Here is a 16,707-nt window from a genome sequence, read left to right as displayed (position 1 = left end):
CAGCAGCTGCTCTCCGGACAGTCGGTTGCCGGTGATCTGCTCCGCGATGCCCAGAGCCGCGATGACGCACGGGCGGAGCGGAATTCGCGCGCCGACGGCAAGCGTCGCGGCGGTGGTTCCCGCGGCCGCACCGCGGTCGCGCCCGAGCCCGAACCCGACGATCACCTCACCGATTTCTACGAGCCGCTCGACGACGAATACGACGATTACGACGACGAGCCCGAAACCTCCATGGGCGGACGGCTTTCCGCGATCACGCAGAAGGCCGGTGCGCTGGGCCGCAAGGCCAAGGGCGGCACCGCGGTGCGGCCCGCCCGTTCGCGGTCCAAGGGCCGCTCGGAGGAGGACGAGAATCGCCGCCAGTGGCTGGTGATCGCGGGGCAGAGCGTGGGCGCGGCGGTCGCGGGCATGTTGCTGTTCAAGGGTTTCGAGCGCATGTGGGAAATGCAGCCGTGGGTGGCGCTGACCTTGGCGATGATCGTGATCCTGGGTCTGGTCGCCCTGGTGCGCGTGCTGCGCCGCACCGATGACATTTTCTCCACTGTGATTGCCGTCGTCGTAGGCGTCTTCGTGACGCTCGGACCGCTAGCCTTTCTACTCAGTACGAACTGAGCAGGGAGCGGGCAGTGGGGAATATGTCGCAGGGGGAACGGAACGAGAGCGGGGCGGGGCGCAGAGAGGTCCGGGTCGGCCTCTCGACCGCCTCGGTCTATCCGGAGAACACCGAGGCCGCGTTCCGGTACGCGGCCGAACTCGGTTACGACGGTGTGGAACTCATGGTGTGGGCCGAACCGGCCAGTCAGTCCATCGCCACCGTGCAGCATTTCTCGCACAAGTACGGCATGCCGGTGCTGGCCGTGCACGCGCCGTGTCTGCTGATCTCGCAACGGGTCTGGGGGTCGGACCCGATCGCGAAGCTCACCCGCAGCGTGCACACCGCCGAGGCGCTGGGCGCGGCCACCGTGGTGGTGCACCCGCCCTTCCGCTGGCAGCGCCGCTACGCCGAGGGCTTCGCCAAACAGGTTGCCGAACTGGAGAATTCGAGTCCGGTCGCGGTGGCCGTGGAGAACATGTTCCCGATGCGCGCCGACACGCTGTTCCGCGGCAGCTCGATCCAGCGCCTGGAACGCCGCGGCGGCCCGGGCCCCTCCATCACTACCTTCAGCCCCTCCTACGACCCCACCGATGTCGGCTTCCGGCACTACACCCTCGACACCTCGCACACCGCCACCGCGGGCATGGATCCGCTGATCCTGGCGGGCCGCATGGGTTCCGGCCTCACCCACCTGCACCTGGCCGACGGCCGTGGCGCCGCCACCGACGAGCACCTCATCCCCGGCGAGGGCACCCAGCCGGTGGCCGAGCTCTGTGAAATGTTGGTCCGCAACGGTTTCGAGGGCCAGGCCGTCATCGAGATCAACACCCAGACCGCCCGCACCACCTCCGCCCGCGCCGCCATGCTCAACCGCGCCCTGACCTTCGCCCGCGAGCACCTGAACAATTTCACCCCCGCGCCGACCCCGGAACCGACCGCCGCCCACCGCGGCTGATTTTTCTTTTCCGATGGTTCGGGTGATTCATCCCACCACCCCGGTGGAATGATCGCGGCCTCCGTTTACGCTGTACAAACCACAGTGGAAGGACAGCAGCGGATGACAACGGAGTTGACCGTCGATTTGGATTCGGCGAGCGAGCTGGCGAACGCGCCGTTCAGTCGCGTCTGCCGCATGACCGAACTCGATTCGGACACTCCCGATGTCGGCCGTTTCGCGGGCGAGATCGACCCGACCTGGACCATCGGCCCCAAGGTGCACGGCGGCACCATCGTCGCCGGCAGCGCGGCCGCCGCCACCGAATGGCTGCGCCGCACCGCCCCCGAGCAGGCCGCCATGTTCCCCGTCTCGGCGAGCACCGACTTCCTCGGCGCCCCCGATCCCGGCGCGGTCGAGTACGAGGTCCGCACCCGCAAGCTGGGCCGCCAGATCGCCCTCCTCGACGCGAGCCTGATCCAGAACGGCCGCACCCTGGTGCACACCGCCTTCACGTTCAGCCACCTTGACGACAATGCGCCGCAGTACGCGGCCGACCACGCCGGCGATATGCCCGCCGAACCCTCCGCCGGCGCCCTCGCCTACGACGAGCGCAACCCCATGGGCAAACTCGTCCATGTCGCCCGGGGCTCCTCGGTCGCCATCGACACCGAATGGGCGAGCTTTCTCGCGGGCGAGAAATCCGAACCGCGCCTGCGCCTCTGGATCCGCCCCCTCGACGGCGACGAGCAGGACCCCGACGTCTCCGCCTTCTTCGCCATGATGGCCGCCGACATGAGCCCGCCGGTCCCCATGAACCTCGGCCACTTCGGCTGGGCCCCCACCGTCCAGATGACCACCTACCTGCGCCGCCGCCCGGCCCCCGGCTGGCTGCGCGTCATCGCCCATTCCCGCGAGGTAGGCCACCGCATGTTCGACGAGGACCAACTCGTCATCGACTCCACCGGCGCCATCGTCGCCCAGAGCCGCCAGCTGGCATTGATCCCCCAGCCGAGGTAATCACCTGCACCGCTAGCCTTTAATGCCATGACGAGGATTGCGGTAATCGGCGGAGGCCGGATCGGGGAGGCGTTGATCGCCGGGCTGTTGGAGGCCGGGCGGGCAAGCAAGGATCTGGTCGTGGTGGAGCCGGTTGCCACGCGTGCGGAGTTGCTGGCGGAGCGGTTCGGGATTCGCGCTACCGACGACATCGCCGATGCCGCCAAGTCCGCGGACCTCATCGTGATCGCGGTCAAGCCGAACGACGTCGACGGCGTGGTCGCCGAACTGGGCAAGGCCGAACTCGGTGACGACCACGATCAGGTGCTGGTGTCGCTGGCGGCCGGGGTGCCGACCTCCCGCATGGAGTCCCGGCTGCCCGCCGGTTTCCCGGTGGTCCGGGTCATGCCCAACACCCCGATGCTGGTGGGCCAGGGCATGAGTGCGATCGCCCCCGGCCGCTACGCCCGCAAGGAGCAGCTGACGTTGGTCACCGAGATGCTGGAGTCGGTGGGCAAGGTCGTCACCGTCACCGAGTCCCAGCTGGACGCGGTGACCGCGGTGTCGGGCTCGGGCCCGGCGTACTTCTTCCTGATCGTCGAGGCCATGATCGACGCCTCGGTGGGCCTGGGCCTGACCCGCGATGTGGCCACCCAGCTGGTGGTGCAGACCATGCTCGGTTCGGCCGCCCTGCTCGACGAGTCGGGCCAGTCTGCTCCGGAATTGCGTGCCGCCGTCACCTCGCCCGCGGGCACCACCGCGGCGGGTCTGCGGGAGTTGGAGCGGGGCGCGGTGCGTTCGGCTTTCCACGATGCGCTGCACGCCGCAAAACGCCGTTCCGTCGAACTCGGCGCCGTCTCGGACTAACGTTGAAGGTGCGGCGAGTGCGCTCGCCGCATTCCAATACTGCTCGGTTGCTAGTTTGCTGCCGAAGGCCGACTCGCCACAGCAAAGGCTGATTTCTCACACCCGTCGCAGCAATCCCACTGGTCCCGCTAAGCTTCAAGGAGCACGTGCGTGTCTGTTCCGCCGGTGGGGAAGCCGGCGGCGCGGACGTGCCGGAGGTCAGTGGCGCAATGATGTCTGGAAACAGCCAAGCGAGGTCCGGAAACAGCCCAATCAACGCCAGCTCGGTCATCGGCGGAGGTACACAGTTCCTCACCGTCGCCGAGGTCGCGAATCTGATGCGGGTATCCAAAATGACGGTGTACCGGCTGGTGCATTCGGGAGAGCTGCCCGCGGTGCGGGTGGGGCGTTCCTTCCGGGTGCACGCCAAGGCGGTGCACGACTATCTGGAGACGTCCTACTTCGATGCGGGGTAGGTAGCGGCTCCGGGTAGGCGATCAGCCCCACCCGTTTCGTTCGCCCGAGAGTGGCCCGGTAGCATGGACCGGCATCCTGTACGTGCCGGTGGTGCCGCCGGGTCCATATCGGCCCGTATCGGGTAGGGACTGTGCAGGGTCAGACAGTGTGCACCCCGCGGCAGCGGGGATGACCCGAGAGAACGCGAGGAACAACCCTATGGGTTCTGTGATCAAGAAGCGCCGCAAGCGCATGTCGAAGAAGAAGCACCGCAAGCTGCTTCGCCGCACGCGTGTTCAGCGTCGCAAACTCGGCAAGTAAGCCCTTGCGTAGCTGGAAGCCCGTCACCGTCGGTGGCGGGCTTTCGTCATTTATCAGGTGATTGAAGTCATCGTTAGATCCTGGTTAATACCCTTCGGATGCCCCCTACCGGCCGGTTACTCTGGGAGCGCGGGAATAACGGATACAGCAAAACATGGGGGCTGCGAGTGGGATCCGGTGCGGCAGGGACCCGGGACGGGCAGGCGCCCAAGGTGGTGATGGTGACCGGTGCGAGCCGGTTCTTCGGAGGCAATGTGGTGGCCCGCCTGGCGGCCGACCCTGCCGTCGAGCGCATCATCGCCGTGGACGCCAAGCAGCCCAGCCGGGAGTTGCTGCGCCGCATGGGCCGCGCCGAATTCGTGCGCGCCGATATTCGAAATCCGTTGATCCGCAAGGTGATCGACGGTAATCAGGTGGACACGGTGGTGCATCCCGCCGCGCTGTCGCGGCCGCCGTCCGGCGGCGGTCGCGCCGCCATGAAGGATATGAACGTACTGGGCGCCATGCAGCTGTTCGCGGTGTGCCGCAAGGCTTCCAGTGTGCGGCGGGTGGTGGTGCGCTCCTCCTCCGCCGTCTACGGGTGCAGCGCCAAGGATCCGGTGAAATTCACCGAGGAAATGAGCGCGCGCACGCCGCCGCGCGGCTGGTTCGCGCGCGATATGGTCGAGGTGGAGGGTTTCGTCCGCGGTCTGGCGCGGCGTCGTCCGGATATCTCGGCGGCCATTCTGCGATTTCCGCCGATCGTGGGTCCGCAGTTGGCCAAACGCGGTGTGCAGTATTTCCGTTCGCCGATCACGCCCACGATCCTGGGGCGCGATCCGCGCATGCAGCTGCTGCACGAGGAGGACGGCATCGCCGCCCTGGTACACGGGGCAATGACCGCCCCGGGTGGCACCTTCAATGTGGCCGGGGACGGCGCCATGGCGCTGTCGCAGGCCATCCGCCGGGCCGGGCGGATCGAGCTACCGGTCCCGTACGCGGTATTCCGCACCGCCGGAAGGACTCTCATGGGTCCGGTGATGCGCGAGTTCACCGCCGAGCAGATCGACTACTTCCATTTCGGCTGCGGTCTGGACACCACCCGGATGCGCACCGAACTCGGATTCCAACCGCGCTGGACCACGGTGCAGGCATTCGACGACTTCATAGGGGGCGCAGCGTTGCGGCCCGTGATCGATCCCGCGTGGATCGACGCCGCAGAGAACAAACTTCTCGGCCTGCTCGGGGCCGGGACGGGAGCACACCAATGAGTGACGTAGCGAAGGTGATTCGACTTCACGACGTGGATTTCGAGGCGCGGCACCACCGCCCGTCGCCTCGGGTGTGGCCGCAGGGGGAACCGGCCGCGCTCACCCCGGTGACCTCGCTGACCGATCGGCTCGCCGAAGTCGAAGCGCGTCAGCCCAAGTCGCTGGGTGAGCTGATTCGGGGGTCCGTGGCGGAGGGGGTCCGCTACACCGCCGATTTCGCGCGCCGTCGGCTCACCGGCGACTACCAGGTCGACGAGTTCGGTCTGGACGAGCACCTGCTCGAGTCGGTCATCCTCCCGATGCTGCGGCCGCTCTCGGATCTGTGGTTCCGGGTCGAGGTGTCGGGCATCGAGAACATTCCCGAGGTGGGCGGCGCGCTGATCGTGGCCAACCACGCCGGCACGGTGCCGCTGGACGGGCTGATGCTGCAGCTGGCCGTGCACGACCGCCATCCCAAGCAGCGCGCGCTGCGCATCCTGGCGGCCGACCTGATCTTCGAGACGCCGATCATCGGCGGCCTGGCCCGCAAGGCCGGGCACACCCTGGCCTGCCCGGCCGACGCCGAAAGGCTGTTGCGCGCGGGCGAAGTCGCGGGCGTGTTCCCCGAGGGCTACAAGGGCATCGGCAAGCCGTATTCGGACCGGTACAAGCTGCAGCGTTTCGGCCGTGGCGGTTTCGTCTCGGCGGCGGTGCGCACGGGTGTGCCGATCATTCCGTGCTCGATCGTGGGTTCGGAGGAGATCTATCCCAAGCTCGCCGATCTCAAGCCGTTGGCGCGCCTGCTCGGTATCCCGTATTTCCCGGTGACGCCGCTGTTCCCGCATCTGGGGCCGCTGGGCGCGATTCCGTTCCCGTCCAAGTGGTATGTCGAATTCGGCGAGCCGATTTCGACGGCCGGATACGAACCCGCGGATGCGGATGATCCGATGACGATGTTCGAAATCACCGATCAGGTCCGGGAAACCATTCAGGGCACCCTGTACAAGAATCTGATCAAGCGCCGTAATCCGTTCACGGGCTAGATTTTTCGCACAAACATACGAACGGCCCGGTCCAATTGGACCGGGCCGGTTCATTTTTCAAGCTTGGCCTAACTCGCCTTGGCTTCCCGTTTGCGGGATAGCACCGCCGCTGCCGCGCCGCCCGCCGCGCCGAGCGCGATGGCCGTGGGCACACCGACTTTCGCGGCCTTGCGGCCGGTGCGGAAGTCGCGGATCTCCCAGCCTCGGTTCTTGGCGACCTCGCGCAGATCCGCGTCCGGATTGATGGCCACCGCGGTGCCGACCAGCGAGAGCATGGGCACGTCATTGTGGCTGTCGGAATAGGCGGTGCAGCGCTTGAGGTTCAGGCCCTCGCGGATGGCCAGGGTGCGCACCGCGTGCGCCTTGCCCAGTCCGTGCAGGATGTCGCCGACGAGGCGGCCGGTGAAGATGCCGTCCTCGCTCTCGGCGACCGTGCCCAGCGCGCCGGTCAGGCCCAGCCGCTTGGCGATCACCTGCGCCAGCTCCACCGGCGTCGCGGTCACCAGCCACACCTGCTGGCCCGCGTCCAGGTGCATCTGCGCCAGCGCCCGCGTCCCCGGCCAGATCTTGTCGGCGATGATCTCGTCGTAGATCTCCTCGCCGAGGGCGGCGAGTTCGGCGGTGGGGCGGCCCGCGATGAAGGAGAGCGCTTTCTCCTTGCCGGAGGCCATATCCGAGTGGCTCTCCTTGCCGGTCACCCGGAATTTGACCTGCTTCCAGGCCATATCGACCAGGTCGGAGGTCTTGAAGTATTTGCGCGCGGCCAGCCCGCGGGCGAAGTGCACGATGGACGCGCCCTGCACCATGGTGTTGTCGACATCGAAGAAGGCCGCGGCGGTCAGGTCGCGGGGGACCGAGGGGGTCGGCGTCTCGTCGTCCTCGTCGCCCTGCGCCTGCAGCGCGAGCTCGGCATCGTGCAGGGCGATGGCGGCATCGGCGCTGGCCTCACCGGCCAGGTTGGCGCGGACCTCTTCCTCGCTGGGACCGAAGGGGCTGCGCGTGATGCGGGTGAACTGATCCTGCAGATCCTGCAGGCCCTGACCCCAGCGCGCCGGGAATTCACCGAAGCGTCCCGCGATGAAGCTCGTCCCCTGCTCTTTCGAACGTTCCGGCACCAGTACCTCCGCCTGTTAGCGCGACAAGTCAACAGTAACGCCCGCCGGTGGCCACAACGTAGACGGCGATCGACATAACGGGAAGTTGTTAGATGGTGGCTATGAGCGATTCGCCACATGCTGTGACTCTGTTGACCCGCAACGGCTGCGGGCTGTGCCATACGGCACTCGAACAATTGCGGCCGATCTGCGCCGAGTTCGGCATCGAGGTCGCGACCGTGGACGTGGACGAGGCGGCCGCCACCGATCCGGGCCTGCGCGCCGAATACGGGGACCGGCTGCCGGTGGTGCTGCTGGACGGCCGCGAGCACAGCTATTTCGACGTCGACGAACCCCGCCTGCGCGCCGACCTCGCGAAATAGGGCGCGATAGGGGCAATTCGAGGGTCGCGAAGCGGGTCGCGAACCCGGATCCCCTCGAACCCGTCCTGTCCGGTGTGTCCCGTGGCGGGTTCGCGCTGATGAGGGTTGAATGAACGCGGGGCCGGAGCCCGCCGCAAAGTGACTGAATTCACCGACTTTGTGCAGGGCTTCACAAGCGGTTACGGTGGTGGCACGCAACCCGCGTTCAGCGGAAGCGACCCCCTGAACCTGACTCGACCTCGCCTGCAAGGACCGCGACGGTCTCCCGGCGTCGGGTCGACAAAAGAACCCGGACACTCACCCCCGGCCGGACGAGGAGCGCAAGCGACGTGACAGAGCAGCACGAGACGCCGCCGAGTGGCGTCTCCAAGGCTCTGCAGAAGGACATCCCGCAGGCCACGGTGGCCCGGCTGGCCACCTATCTCCGAGTGCTCGCCGTACTCGCCGACGACGGTGTAGCCATCGTATCGAGTGAGGAACTGGCTGTCGCGGCGGGTGTCGGTTCGGCGAAGTTGCGCAAGGATCTTTCGTTCCTCGGGCCCAATGGTGTTCGCGGTGTCGGTTATGACGTGATCAAGCTGCGCGACCGCATCGAGGATGTGCTCGGGCTGTCCGAGGGGCACCGGGTGGTGCTGGTCGGCGCGGGTCATCTGGGCCGGGCGCTGGTCGGCTACGGCGGTTTCCGCCGCCGCGGTTTCGCCATGGTCGGGCTGTTCGACAACGATCCGGCGGTGATCGGGACCGTGGTGTGCGGACTGGTCGTTCGCGATGTGGCCGAATTGACCGATGCGGTGGCCACTCTGGAGCCCACCATCGCCGTCATCACCGTGCCCGACATGGCCGCGCAGGGCGTGTGCGATCTGCTGGTGGACGCGGGCATGCAGTGCATTCTGAGCTTCTCGGCCCTGGCGCTGGACGCGCCGGCCACGGTGGAGGTACGGCGGGTGGATCTCGCGGTGGAGATGCAGTTGCTGTCGTTCGAGCGGGCCCGCAACGCGGAATCGGCCGCTGAGGAAGCGATGAGCGTGGCGGCCGGGAGCCTGATGCCCCGGGTGCCGCTGACAACCAGCAAGGGAGCGGTGGTCCAGCCATGAGTGTGCTTCTCGTCGGGATCTCGCATCGCAGCGCACCGGTTTCGGTGCTCGAGAAGATCGCCATCACCGAGACCGACCGGCCCAAGCTGACCGACAAGATGCTGGCCTCCAGCCACGTCTCCGAGGCGATGATCGTCTCCACCTGCAACCGCATCGAGGTCTACGCGGTCGTCGACGCCTTCCACCCGGCGCTGGGCGAGATCGGTGAATTGCTCACCCGGCATTCGGGTCTGCCGCTGCCGGAGCTCACCAAGCACGCGTACGTGCGCTACGCGGAGGCCGCGGCCGAGCACCTGTTCGCGGTGGCCTCGGGCCTGGATTCGATGGTGGTCGGCGAGCAGCAGATCCTGAGCCAGATCCGCGCCGCTTACGCCGCCTCCGACGCGCAGCAGGCCTCCGGCCGCACCCTGCACGAGCTGGCCCAGCACGCGCTGCGGGTCGGCAAGCGGGTGCACTCCGAGACCGGGATCGACCGCGCGGGCGCGTCCGTCGTATCGGTGGCGCTGGATCGCGCTGCCGCCGTGCAGGGTCCGCTGGCCGGGCGCACCGCGCTGGTGCTGGGCGCGGGCGCCATGGGCGGGCTCGCGGTGGCGCAGCTGGCGCGCGGCGGGGCCGCGAAGGTCATCGTGGTGAACCGGACGCTGGAAAAGGCGCAGCGCCTGGCCAATACGGCCACCACCATGCACGGCGTCGAGGCCGAGGCCATCGAGATGGACCGGCTCACCGAGGCCATGGCCGCCGCGGATGTGGTGGTCACCTGTACCGGCGCGGTCGGCACCGTGGTGACGCTCGCCGATGTGCATCGCGCACTCTCGGCCAAGGGCGCGCTGTCCGGCCGCGAACTGGTCATCTGCGATCTGGGCCTGCCCCGCGATGTGGACCACGCGGTGGCCGGGCTGCCGGGTGTGACCGTCATCGACATGGAGACGCTGCAGCGCGATCCGCTGGCCGGCGCGGCCGCCGACGACACCGCCGCCGCCCGCGGCATCGTGGCCGACGAGCTCACCAAATACCTTGCCGGACAGCGCATGGCCGAGGTCACCCCGACCGTGGCCGCGCTGCGCCAGATGGCCGCCGATGTGGTGGAGGCCGAGCTGCTACGCCTGGACTCCCGACTACCGGGACTGGAATCGGGCGAACGCGAGGAAGTCGCCCGTACCGTGCGACGGGTGGTCGACAAACTGCTGCACGCGCCGACCGTGCGGGTCAAACAGCTGGCCTCCACACCCGGCGGCGACAGCTACGCCGAGGCGCTACGCGAGCTGTTCGAGCTCAAACCCGGTGCGGCACAAGCGGTTGCCGCGCCGATGGAGATCTCCGCCCTGCAGGGCGAACTGGCCGACGATTTCACCGCCGCCCACCCGGGGGACGAACAGGGGCACACCGCATGACCGGAGCTATGGTGCACGAGAACGACACAACAGTCCGCGGGACAGCCGAGGCGCCCTGGCGCATCGGAACCCGCGGCAGTCTGCTGGCGCTCACCCAGGCCGGGCACGTGCGCGACGCCCTGATCGCCAACGGTCAGCAGGCCGAGCTGGTCATCGTGAAGACCGCCGGTGACCAGAACGCCACCGATCCCGTGCAGAAGATCGGTGTCGGCGTCTTCACCGCCGCGCTGCGCGAGGAATTGGCCGCGGGCACCGTCGATATCGCGGTGCACTCGTACAAGGATCTGCCGACCGCGCAGGACCCGCTGTTCGATATCGCGGCCATTCCGCCCCGCCAGGATCCGCGCGACGCGCTGGTCGCGCGCGACGGCCTGGTGCTGGGCGAGCTGCCCGCGGGCGCGAGGGTCGGCACCTCGGCGCCGCGCCGCTCGGCGCAGCTGAAGGCGCTGGGTCTCGGCATCGAGATCGTGCCGCTGCGCGGCAATCTCGACACTCGGATTTCCAAGGTTGTCAACGGTGATCTGGATGCCGTCGTGGTGGCGCGGGCCGGGCTGGCCCGCATCGACCGCCTCGACGCCGTCACCGAATCGCTCGAACCGGTGCAGATGCTGCCCGCACCGGCCCAGGGCGCGCTGGCGGTCGAATGCCGCAGCGAGGACACCGATCTCGTGACCATCCTGTCCGCCCTCGACGATGCCGGCACCCGTGCCGCCATCACCGCGGAGCGGGCGTTGCTGGCCGAACTGGAGGCCGGCTGTACCGCACCGATCGGTGCGCTGGCCGAGGTCGTCGAATCACTCGACGACGACGGCCGGGTGGTGGAGGAGTTGTCGCTGCGCGCCTGCGCGGCGGCGATCGACGGCTCGGACGTGATCCGGGCTTCAGTGGTCGGCCCGGTGGCGGATGCCGCGGAACTGGGTCGCGCACTGGCGCGCGAGCTCTTGGAGCTGGGGGCGCGCGAACTGCTCAGCGTCACAGAGGAATCCGCTGAGCTCACCGACGACAGCAATCCCAGCCCAATGGAGAACCAACGATGAGCCGAGTGACGAAGAAGAATCCCGGTCGGATCCTTTTCGTGGGGTCAGGGCCCGGCGATCCCGCGCTGCTCACCGTGCGTGCCCGCGAGGTGCTCGGCCGGGCGACGCTGGCGTTCACCGATCCCGATGTCGACAAGGGCGTGCTCGCCCTGATCGGCACCGAGGTCGAGGAGAACCCGGACGGGACCCTGCCCGTGGACGTGCGCCCCGCCCTGGGTGACGCCGCCGAGGTGGCCAAGACCCTGATCGCGGAGGCCCGCAACGGGTTCGACGTGGTGCGCCTGGTGTCCGGCGATCCGATGACCACCGATTCGGTCATCCAGGAGATCAACGCCGTCACCCGCTCGCATCTGAACTTCGAGGTGCTGCCGGGCCTTTCGGCCGGCGCCACCGTGCCCGCCTACGCGGGCATCGAACTGGGCTCCAGCCACACCGAGGTGGATGTGCGCGGCGAGGTGGACTGGGCGGCCGTGGCGGCCGCGCCGGGTCCGCTGGTGCTGCACGCCACCTCCGGGCATCTGGCCGAGACCGCTTCGGCGCTGGTGGAACACGGCATGGCGCCGCAGACCCCGGTCGCGGTGACCGTGCGCGGCACCACCCGGCAGCAGCGCACCATCGACGCCACGCTGGCGACGCTGAACAATGCCGCCTCCGAACTGGTCGGGCCGCTGGTGGTCACGGTCGGCAAGGAAGTGGAGAAGCGCAGCAAGACCTCCTGGTGGGAGTCGCGGGCGCTGTACGGCTGGACCGTCCTGGTGCCGCGCACCAAGGAGCAGGCCGGCGAGATGAGCGAAAAGCTCGTCAACCACGGCGCGATTCCGATGGAGGTGCCGACCATCGCGGTCGAGCCGCCGCGGAGTCCCGCGCAGATGGAGCGCGCGGTCAAGGGCCTGGTCGACGGCCGCTACCAGTGGGTGGTGTTCACCTCCACCAACGCGGTGCGCGCGGTGTGGGAGAAGTTCGGCGAATTCGGTTTGGACGCCCGCGCTTTCAGCGGCGTCAAGATCGCCTGCGTCGGCGAGGCCACCGCGGAGAAGGTGCGCTCCTTCGGCATCAATCCGGAGCTGGTGCCGTCGGGTGAGCAGTCCTCCGAGGGCCTGCTGGCCGACTTCCCGCCCTACGACGACGTTTTCGACCCGGTCAACCGGGTGCTGCTGCCGCGCGCGGACATCGCCACCGAGACCCTCGCCGAGGGCCTGCGCGACCGCGGCTGGGAGATCGACGACGTCACCGCCTACCGCACCGTGCGCGCCTCCCCGCCGCCCGCGGAGACCCGCGAGATGATCAAGACCGGCGGATTCGACGCGGTCCTGTTCACCTCGTCCTCCACGGTCCGCAACCTGGTCGGCATCGCGGGCAAGCCGCACGCGCGCACCATCGTGGCGTGCATCGGCCCGAAGACCGCCGAGACGGCCATCGAATTCGGCCTGCGCGTCGACGTGCAGCCCGAGATCGCCCAGGTGGGTCCGCTCGTCGAGGCGCTCGCCGAGCACGCCGCCCACCTGCGCGCCGAGGGCCTGCTGCCCCCGCCGCGCAAGAAGAGCCGCCGCAGCCGCTGAGCTTCGGCGTCCTGACCGACAATCGGCCCCGCATCCAATGATGCGGGGCCGATTGCGTTTTCGCGGTGTCCGAGGCGGTGCAGGGTATGCCTCGGAACCGGCTCCGGACGCCACCCCGACTGTGCCCGGCGTCCGGTCATTGCCGCTCCGGTATGGACCGCGGCAACGTCTGGAGGTCTCGTTCGCTGGACGGATGCCCATGGAACTGTTGTCGTTGGAACTGTCGTCGTTTCAACACCCTGCGAAATGCATAGGCTGCGTTCAGTATTCGATCTTCGAAAGGTGAATGTCCATGAAGCGCTCGGCAATCGGCATGCTCGCGATGGGTGCGATCGCGCTCGGCGCGGTCTGGTCTCCGGCGGCCGCGTCCGCGCAGGTTTCGGAGCAGGGCCCGGTTGCCGCGCCGGTTGTCGGCCAGTACCCCGAGACCGGGTCCGCCGCCATCCTGAACACGCTGCTGAGGTGCTTCAGTGCCGGGTCGAGCAATCCGGGCACGCCGGGAACGAACCAGACCGGCTGCCTCAGCTTCTAGCGCACACGCTGATCCCGGCGCCCGCGCCGTGCGGTGGAGGCTCTCCGACGCTCACTTGCGCGTTCGTCGGAGGGCCTCCGTCGTGTCAGCGCTGGGCCGCCATCAGGCGACGGACCATGCGGCAGGTGGCGTCCGAGGGCCAGTGCACGCCGATGACTTCGGCTGTCTCCCGGATGGTTTCGTTCGTCGCCTGATCCGGGCTGAAAGAGCCCGAGTCCAGCAACGCGATGGCCAGGCGCATCGCCTTCAACCGGCGATTGTGCGAGATGTACCACGAGCGCGGACGACCCGCGGGTAGCGGCTGCTTGGCCAGCGGCATCCACGCGTGATCGATCACGTCCCCCTTCTTCGGCACCGCGGCTTGGTTCCTCTTGTCGGACATGCTGGTTACGGCTGCGAGCACGGCGACTCCCTCCATCGAACGTATCTTCGATTCTACTCGGGACCACCGACAAAATCCGCTGCTCACAATGTCTTTCAAGATCTCACCCGGCAACCCCGCGGAGGCGCGCGCACCCGGACCGCGAGGCGGGCATATCATGCGTGCATGACCGGAATGGACCGCCCTCGGCGGTTGCGCCGCACTCCCGCCATGCGTCGGCTCGTCGCCGAGACCAGCCTGGAGCCGCGGCACCTGATCCTGCCCATGTTCGTCGCCGACGGCCTCGATGAGCCGCGCGAGATCTCTTCCATGCCAGGCGTTTACCAGCACACCATGGATTCGCTGCGCAAGGCCGCGGTCGAGGCCGTGGCCGCGGGCGTCGGCGGGCTCATGCTGTTCGGCGTGCCCAAGGCCGAGGACAAGGACGCGCAGGGCAGCGGGGCCAGCGATCCGGACGGCATCCTGAACCGCGGGCTGCGCGCGCTGGTGCACGAGGTCGGCGATTCGACCGTGGTCATGGCCGACACCTGCCTCGACGAGTTCACCGATCACGGCCACTGCGGCGTGCTGGACGCCGACGGTGCGGTCGACAATGACGCCACCCTGACCCGCTACGTCGAAATGGCGCTGGCGCAGGCCGAAACCGGCGCGGACCTGCTCGGCACCAGCGGCATGATGGACGGCCAGGTGGGCGCGATCCGCGAGGGTCTCGACGCCGCCGGGTACGCCGACACCGGCATCCTGGCCTACGCCGCGAAGTACGCCTCCGCGTTCTACGGCCCGTTCCGCGAGGCCGTCGGGTCCTCGTTGCAGGGCGATCGCCGTACCTACCAGCAGGATCCGGCCAACCGCCGCGAGGCGATCCGCGAACTGGAGCTGGATCTGCTCGAGGGCGCGGACATCGTCATGGTGAAGCCCGCCATGTCCTACCTGGACATTCTGCGCGAGGTCGCGGATCGCTCGACGGTGCCGGTGGCGGCGTATCAGATCTCCGGCGAGTACGCGATGATCACCGCGGCTGCCCAGAACGGCTGGATCGATCGCAAGGGCGCGGTGCTGGAATCGCTGCTCGGCATTCGGCGCGCGGGCGCGGACATGGTGCTCACCTACTGGGCCACCGAGGCCGCGCACTGGCTGCGGTGAGCGGAACCGAGTAGTCGCTTCGTGAATCCGATGGTCCCCCCGGCTGTTTCGCGCCCGTCGCCGGAAGACGTCCGCACCGCCTGCCAACTCTGGTACGCCGCACTGGGCGTCGGCCTCGTGCAGTTGATCGCCTCGCTGATCGCGCAGTTCGGGCAGCGGCACGAGCTGGCGCAGCAGATGTTCGACCAGGTCAAGGACAAGCAGGCGGGTGTCACGCTGGCGCAGGTGCAGGGCTGGATGCTGATCGTGTTCGTGCTGGTCGCGCTGTTCTGGCTGGTGCTCACCGGGGCCGCGGTGGCCGTGGTGTACCAGCTGGGGCGCGGAAAGAACTGGGCGCGAGCGCTTCTCACCGGATTCGGCGTCTTCCTGGTGCTGGGCGCGGCGGGCACCCTGTTCGGATTCGGGGCCAAGGAAGGCGTGGCCGCGCTGGTCGCGGGCGGCGCCGGGATCGTGCAGGCGGTGCTCGCGGGCGGAGCCGTATTCCTGTGCTACCGAAGCGAATCCGAGGCGTTCTTCCGCCCGCCGCCGCAGTAGGTACTCCCGAGTTTGTTACGGGCGTACTAACGGGTATGGTGAGGGCAGTCACAGGGATTTCGGGAACCGGAAGCCGATCGTCATACGTTGTGCTATGGCGTGTCTCGGCCCCGGGAAGGCGGAGGCAACGATGCGAGTGGTGATCCAGCAGCCGCACAGCCTGCGGCGCGATGTGTTGGTGCTGAGTCTGCTGTTCCTCTTCGGACTGCTCACCCTCGCCGTGCTGCTGATTCCGGGCCTGGCCCGCTGAGCGATTCCGCGATCCTTACGCTCGACCCATGAGTGAGTCCATCGACGCCCCCGGGGCCGTGCTGTTCTCCGAACCCGGCGCGCGCTGGCGGACCATTGCCTACGGGCCCGCGCTGTGCGCGATCATCCTGGTCATCGAGCTGATCCGCGGCGGTGACATCCACTGGTTCGGGCTGGCCTTCTGCGCGCTGCTGCTGGCCGGCTTCGTCTGGTTGCAGGTGGTCGCGGGCAAGCGCCACATCAGCGTCGAACTGACTCCGGAACAGCTGCGCGAGGGCACCGAGGTGGTGCCGCTGGGCGACATCGCCGAGGTGTTGCCGGAGGATGACGAGGAATCCTGGGATTATGAGGACTGGCAGTCGGCGCGGGCGCTCGGTGAGCTGTCCGGAGTGCCGCGGCGGCGCAAGGGAATCGGGCTCAAACTGAAGGACGGGCGGCTCGTACAGGCGTGGGCGCGTGACCACTTCACGTTGCGGGCCGAGCTGACGGCCGCGCTGGAGCGGTTGAACGGTGGGACGGTCGAGGGGAAGAAGGAGGCGCAGTGATGCGGTGGCTGACCGTGTTCGCCGAATTCGTGCTCGTGCCGATTCTGGTGGTGGCGGCGGTGTGGTGCTGGCGCAACGGCATTCAGACCACGGTATTCCGGGCGCAGGGAGAGGCGCCGGTGTTCAGCGCCACCCGGTATGCGGGGCCGTGGCTGGCCGCGTCCGCGGTCTTCGTGATCGGGGCCGGCCTGCTGTTCATCGATGTGCTGGCCCGGGCCCTCCGGCGAGCGCGCTGATCCTTCCCGCGCCCGAAGTTTCTTACCGCGAGTCGGGCCGACACACCGTGCGCAGGGGGTGCGAAGTCGGAGTTTGCCTTGGAAGGCCCCGGGTACGCGCGGAAC

General features: G+C 68.3%; 20 protein-coding genes. 18 read left to right on the top strand and 2 right to left on the bottom strand.

Annotated features, from left to right (window positions below; translation table 11 throughout):
* The 8 genes from ON43_RS45800 to ON43_RS32290 all read left to right on the top strand — a co-directional run.
* On the top strand, nt 1-612 hold a 612-nt coding region (locus ON43_RS45800), incomplete at its 5' end, for an Rv0497 family membrane protein (protein ID WP_505779455.1).
* 23 nt (nt 613-635) lie between these two features.
* On the top strand, nt 636-1,550 hold the full coding sequence (locus tag ON43_RS32315; protein ID WP_040813616.1) for a sugar phosphate isomerase/epimerase family protein: 915 nt from the start codon (nt 636-638) through the stop codon (nt 1,548-1,550).
* Between the two features lie 102 nt (nt 1,551-1,652).
* On the top strand, nt 1,653-2,549 hold the full coding sequence (locus ON43_RS32310) for a thioesterase family protein (RefSeq protein ID WP_083913877.1): 897 nt from the start codon (nt 1,653-1,655) through the stop codon (nt 2,547-2,549).
* A gap of 27 nt (nt 2,550-2,576) precedes the next feature.
* On the top strand, nt 2,577-3,395 hold the full coding sequence (gene proC / locus ON43_RS32305) for a pyrroline-5-carboxylate reductase (protein WP_040813615.1): 819 nt from the start codon (nt 2,577-2,579) through the stop codon (nt 3,393-3,395).
* A 212-nt stretch (nt 3,396-3,607) separates the two neighbouring features.
* Nucleotides 3,608-3,850, top strand: coding sequence for a helix-turn-helix domain-containing protein (locus ON43_RS32300; RefSeq protein ID WP_040813644.1), 243 nt, complete (start codon nt 3,608-3,610; stop codon nt 3,848-3,850).
* A 199-nt stretch (nt 3,851-4,049) separates the two neighbouring features.
* A complete protein-coding gene (locus ON43_RS44015) occupies nt 4,050-4,151 on the top strand; it encodes a 30S ribosomal protein bS22 (protein WP_003402602.1) in 102 nt (33 codons plus the stop codon).
* 218 nt (nt 4,152-4,369) lie between these two features.
* Complete coding sequence (locus ON43_RS32295; protein ID WP_051179539.1) at nt 4,370-5,401, top strand: NAD-dependent epimerase/dehydratase family protein; 1,032 nt, start codon at nt 4,370-4,372, stop codon at nt 5,399-5,401.
* Entirely contained in the window at nt 5,398-6,423 is a 1,026-nt protein-coding gene (locus tag ON43_RS32290) for a lysophospholipid acyltransferase family protein (RefSeq protein ID WP_040813612.1), read from the top strand. Before ON43_RS32295 ends, ON43_RS32290 begins: the two co-directional genes overlap by 4 nt.
* A gap of 68 nt (nt 6,424-6,491) precedes the next feature.
* Here the strand turns inward: ON43_RS32290 and ON43_RS32285 are convergent, their stop codons facing one another.
* Nucleotides 6,492-7,538: an HAD family hydrolase gene (locus ON43_RS32285; protein ID WP_040813611.1), complete on the bottom strand. Its 1,047-nt coding sequence runs from the start codon at nt 7,536-7,538 to the stop codon at nt 6,492-6,494.
* Nucleotides 7,539-7,639: 101 nt separating this feature from the next.
* On the opposite strand from ON43_RS32285, the gene ON43_RS32280 reads away from it, so the two are divergent.
* The 6 genes from ON43_RS32280 (at nt 7,640) to ON43_RS32255 (ending at nt 13,513) form a co-directional block, all read left to right on the top strand.
* Nucleotides 7,640-7,900 carry a glutaredoxin family protein gene (locus ON43_RS32280; RefSeq protein WP_033087807.1) on the top strand — a complete coding sequence of 87 codons (261 nt, stop codon included), beginning with the start codon at nt 7,640-7,642 and terminating at the stop codon, nt 7,898-7,900.
* Nucleotides 7,901-8,229: 329 nt separating this feature from the next.
* Nucleotides 8,230-8,994: a redox-sensing transcriptional repressor Rex gene (locus ON43_RS32275; protein ID WP_040813608.1), complete on the top strand. Its 765-nt coding sequence runs from the start codon at nt 8,230-8,232 to the stop codon at nt 8,992-8,994.
* Nucleotides 8,991-10,385: a glutamyl-tRNA reductase gene (locus ON43_RS32270; RefSeq protein WP_040813606.1), complete on the top strand. Its 1,395-nt coding sequence runs from the start codon at nt 8,991-8,993 to the stop codon at nt 10,383-10,385. Before ON43_RS32275 ends, ON43_RS32270 begins: the two co-directional genes overlap by 4 nt.
* 8 nt (nt 10,386-10,393) lie before the next feature.
* A complete protein-coding gene (hemC, locus tag ON43_RS32265; protein ID WP_051179532.1) occupies nt 10,394-11,422 on the top strand; it encodes a hydroxymethylbilane synthase in 1,029 nt (342 codons plus the stop codon).
* Nucleotides 11,419-12,981: a bifunctional uroporphyrinogen-III C-methyltransferase/uroporphyrinogen-III synthase gene (locus ON43_RS32260; RefSeq protein ID WP_040813604.1), complete on the top strand. Its 1,563-nt coding sequence runs from the start codon at nt 11,419-11,421 to the stop codon at nt 12,979-12,981. The genes hemC and ON43_RS32260 overlap by 4 nt, the downstream gene beginning before the upstream one ends.
* Nucleotides 12,982-13,273: 292 nt before the next feature.
* Nucleotides 13,274-13,513 carry a hypothetical protein gene (locus ON43_RS32255; protein ID WP_157514264.1) on the top strand — a complete coding sequence of 80 codons (240 nt, stop codon included), beginning with the start codon at nt 13,274-13,276 and terminating at the stop codon, nt 13,511-13,513.
* 85 nt (nt 13,514-13,598) lie between these two features.
* Here the strand turns inward: ON43_RS32255 and ON43_RS32250 are convergent, their stop codons facing one another.
* On the bottom strand, nt 13,599-13,916 hold the full coding sequence (locus ON43_RS32250) for a hypothetical protein (protein ID WP_245568841.1): 318 nt from the start codon (nt 13,914-13,916) through the stop codon (nt 13,599-13,601).
* A gap of 144 nt (nt 13,917-14,060) precedes the next feature.
* Here ON43_RS32250 and hemB point away from each other — a divergent pair, with 144 nt between their 5' ends.
* From hemB to ON43_RS32230, 4 genes are all read left to right on the top strand, one after another.
* The gene (gene hemB / locus ON43_RS32245) at nt 14,061-15,038 is read left to right on the top strand and encodes a porphobilinogen synthase (protein WP_040813600.1); all 978 of its coding nucleotides are present in this window, start codon (nt 14,061-14,063) and stop codon (nt 15,036-15,038) included.
* 30 nt (nt 15,039-15,068) lie between these two features.
* A complete protein-coding gene (locus ON43_RS32240) occupies nt 15,069-15,572 on the top strand; it encodes a hypothetical protein (protein ID WP_040813640.1) in 504 nt (167 codons plus the stop codon).
* Between the two features lie 278 nt (nt 15,573-15,850).
* Nucleotides 15,851-16,366: a transport-regulating membrane protein Mce1N gene (gene mce1N, locus ON43_RS32235; protein ID WP_040813599.1), complete on the top strand. Its 516-nt coding sequence runs from the start codon at nt 15,851-15,853 to the stop codon at nt 16,364-16,366.
* Nucleotides 16,366-16,602: a hypothetical protein gene (locus ON43_RS32230; RefSeq protein ID WP_040813597.1), complete on the top strand. Its 237-nt coding sequence runs from the start codon at nt 16,366-16,368 to the stop codon at nt 16,600-16,602. Before mce1N ends, ON43_RS32230 begins: the two co-directional genes overlap by 1 nt.
* Nucleotides 16,603-16,707 lie beyond the last annotated feature (105 nt).

Source organism: Nocardia concava NBRC 100430 (genome assembly GCF_000308815.1).
Taxonomy (GTDB): domain Bacteria; phylum Actinomycetota; class Actinomycetes; order Mycobacteriales; family Mycobacteriaceae; genus Nocardia; species Nocardia concava.
The sequence above is the reverse complement of the archived record's forward strand: the minus strand, read 5'-3'. Positions and strand labels throughout refer to the sequence as shown.

Coding starts and splice junctions, on each gene's coding strand:
- ON43_RS32310 (WP_083913877.1), top strand. CDS start 1,653: ATGACAACGGAGTTGACCGTCGATTTGGATTCGGCGAGCGAGCTGGCG.
- hemC (WP_051179532.1), top strand. CDS start 10,394: ATGGTGCACGAGAACGACACAACAGTCCGCGGGACAGCCGAGGCGCCC.
- ON43_RS32230 (WP_040813597.1), top strand. CDS start 16,366: ATGCGGTGGCTGACCGTGTTCGCCGAATTCGTGCTCGTGCCGATTCTG.
- mce1N (WP_040813599.1), top strand. CDS start 15,851: ATGAGTGAGTCCATCGACGCCCCCGGGGCCGTGCTGTTCTCCGAACCC.
- proC (WP_040813615.1), top strand. CDS start 2,577: ATGACGAGGATTGCGGTAATCGGCGGAGGCCGGATCGGGGAGGCGTTG.
- ON43_RS32295 (WP_051179539.1), top strand. CDS start 4,370: ATGGTGACCGGTGCGAGCCGGTTCTTCGGAGGCAATGTGGTGGCCCGC.
- ON43_RS32260 (WP_040813604.1), top strand. CDS start 11,419: ATGAGCCGAGTGACGAAGAAGAATCCCGGTCGGATCCTTTTCGTGGGG.
- ON43_RS32270 (WP_040813606.1), top strand. CDS start 8,991: ATGAGTGTGCTTCTCGTCGGGATCTCGCATCGCAGCGCACCGGTTTCG.
- ON43_RS32255 (WP_157514264.1), top strand. CDS start 13,274: ATGAAGCGCTCGGCAATCGGCATGCTCGCGATGGGTGCGATCGCGCTC.
- ON43_RS44015 (WP_003402602.1), top strand. CDS start 4,050: ATGGGTTCTGTGATCAAGAAGCGCCGCAAGCGCATGTCGAAGAAGAAG.
- ON43_RS32290 (WP_040813612.1), top strand. CDS start 5,398: ATGAGTGACGTAGCGAAGGTGATTCGACTTCACGACGTGGATTTCGAG.
- ON43_RS32280 (WP_033087807.1), top strand. CDS start 7,640: ATGAGCGATTCGCCACATGCTGTGACTCTGTTGACCCGCAACGGCTGC.
- ON43_RS32300 (WP_040813644.1), top strand. CDS start 3,608: ATGTCTGGAAACAGCCAAGCGAGGTCCGGAAACAGCCCAATCAACGCC.
- ON43_RS32240 (WP_040813640.1), top strand. CDS start 15,069: ATGGTCCCCCCGGCTGTTTCGCGCCCGTCGCCGGAAGACGTCCGCACC.
- hemB (WP_040813600.1), top strand. CDS start 14,061: ATGACCGGAATGGACCGCCCTCGGCGGTTGCGCCGCACTCCCGCCATG.
- ON43_RS32315 (WP_040813616.1), top strand. CDS start 636: ATGTCGCAGGGGGAACGGAACGAGAGCGGGGCGGGGCGCAGAGAGGTC.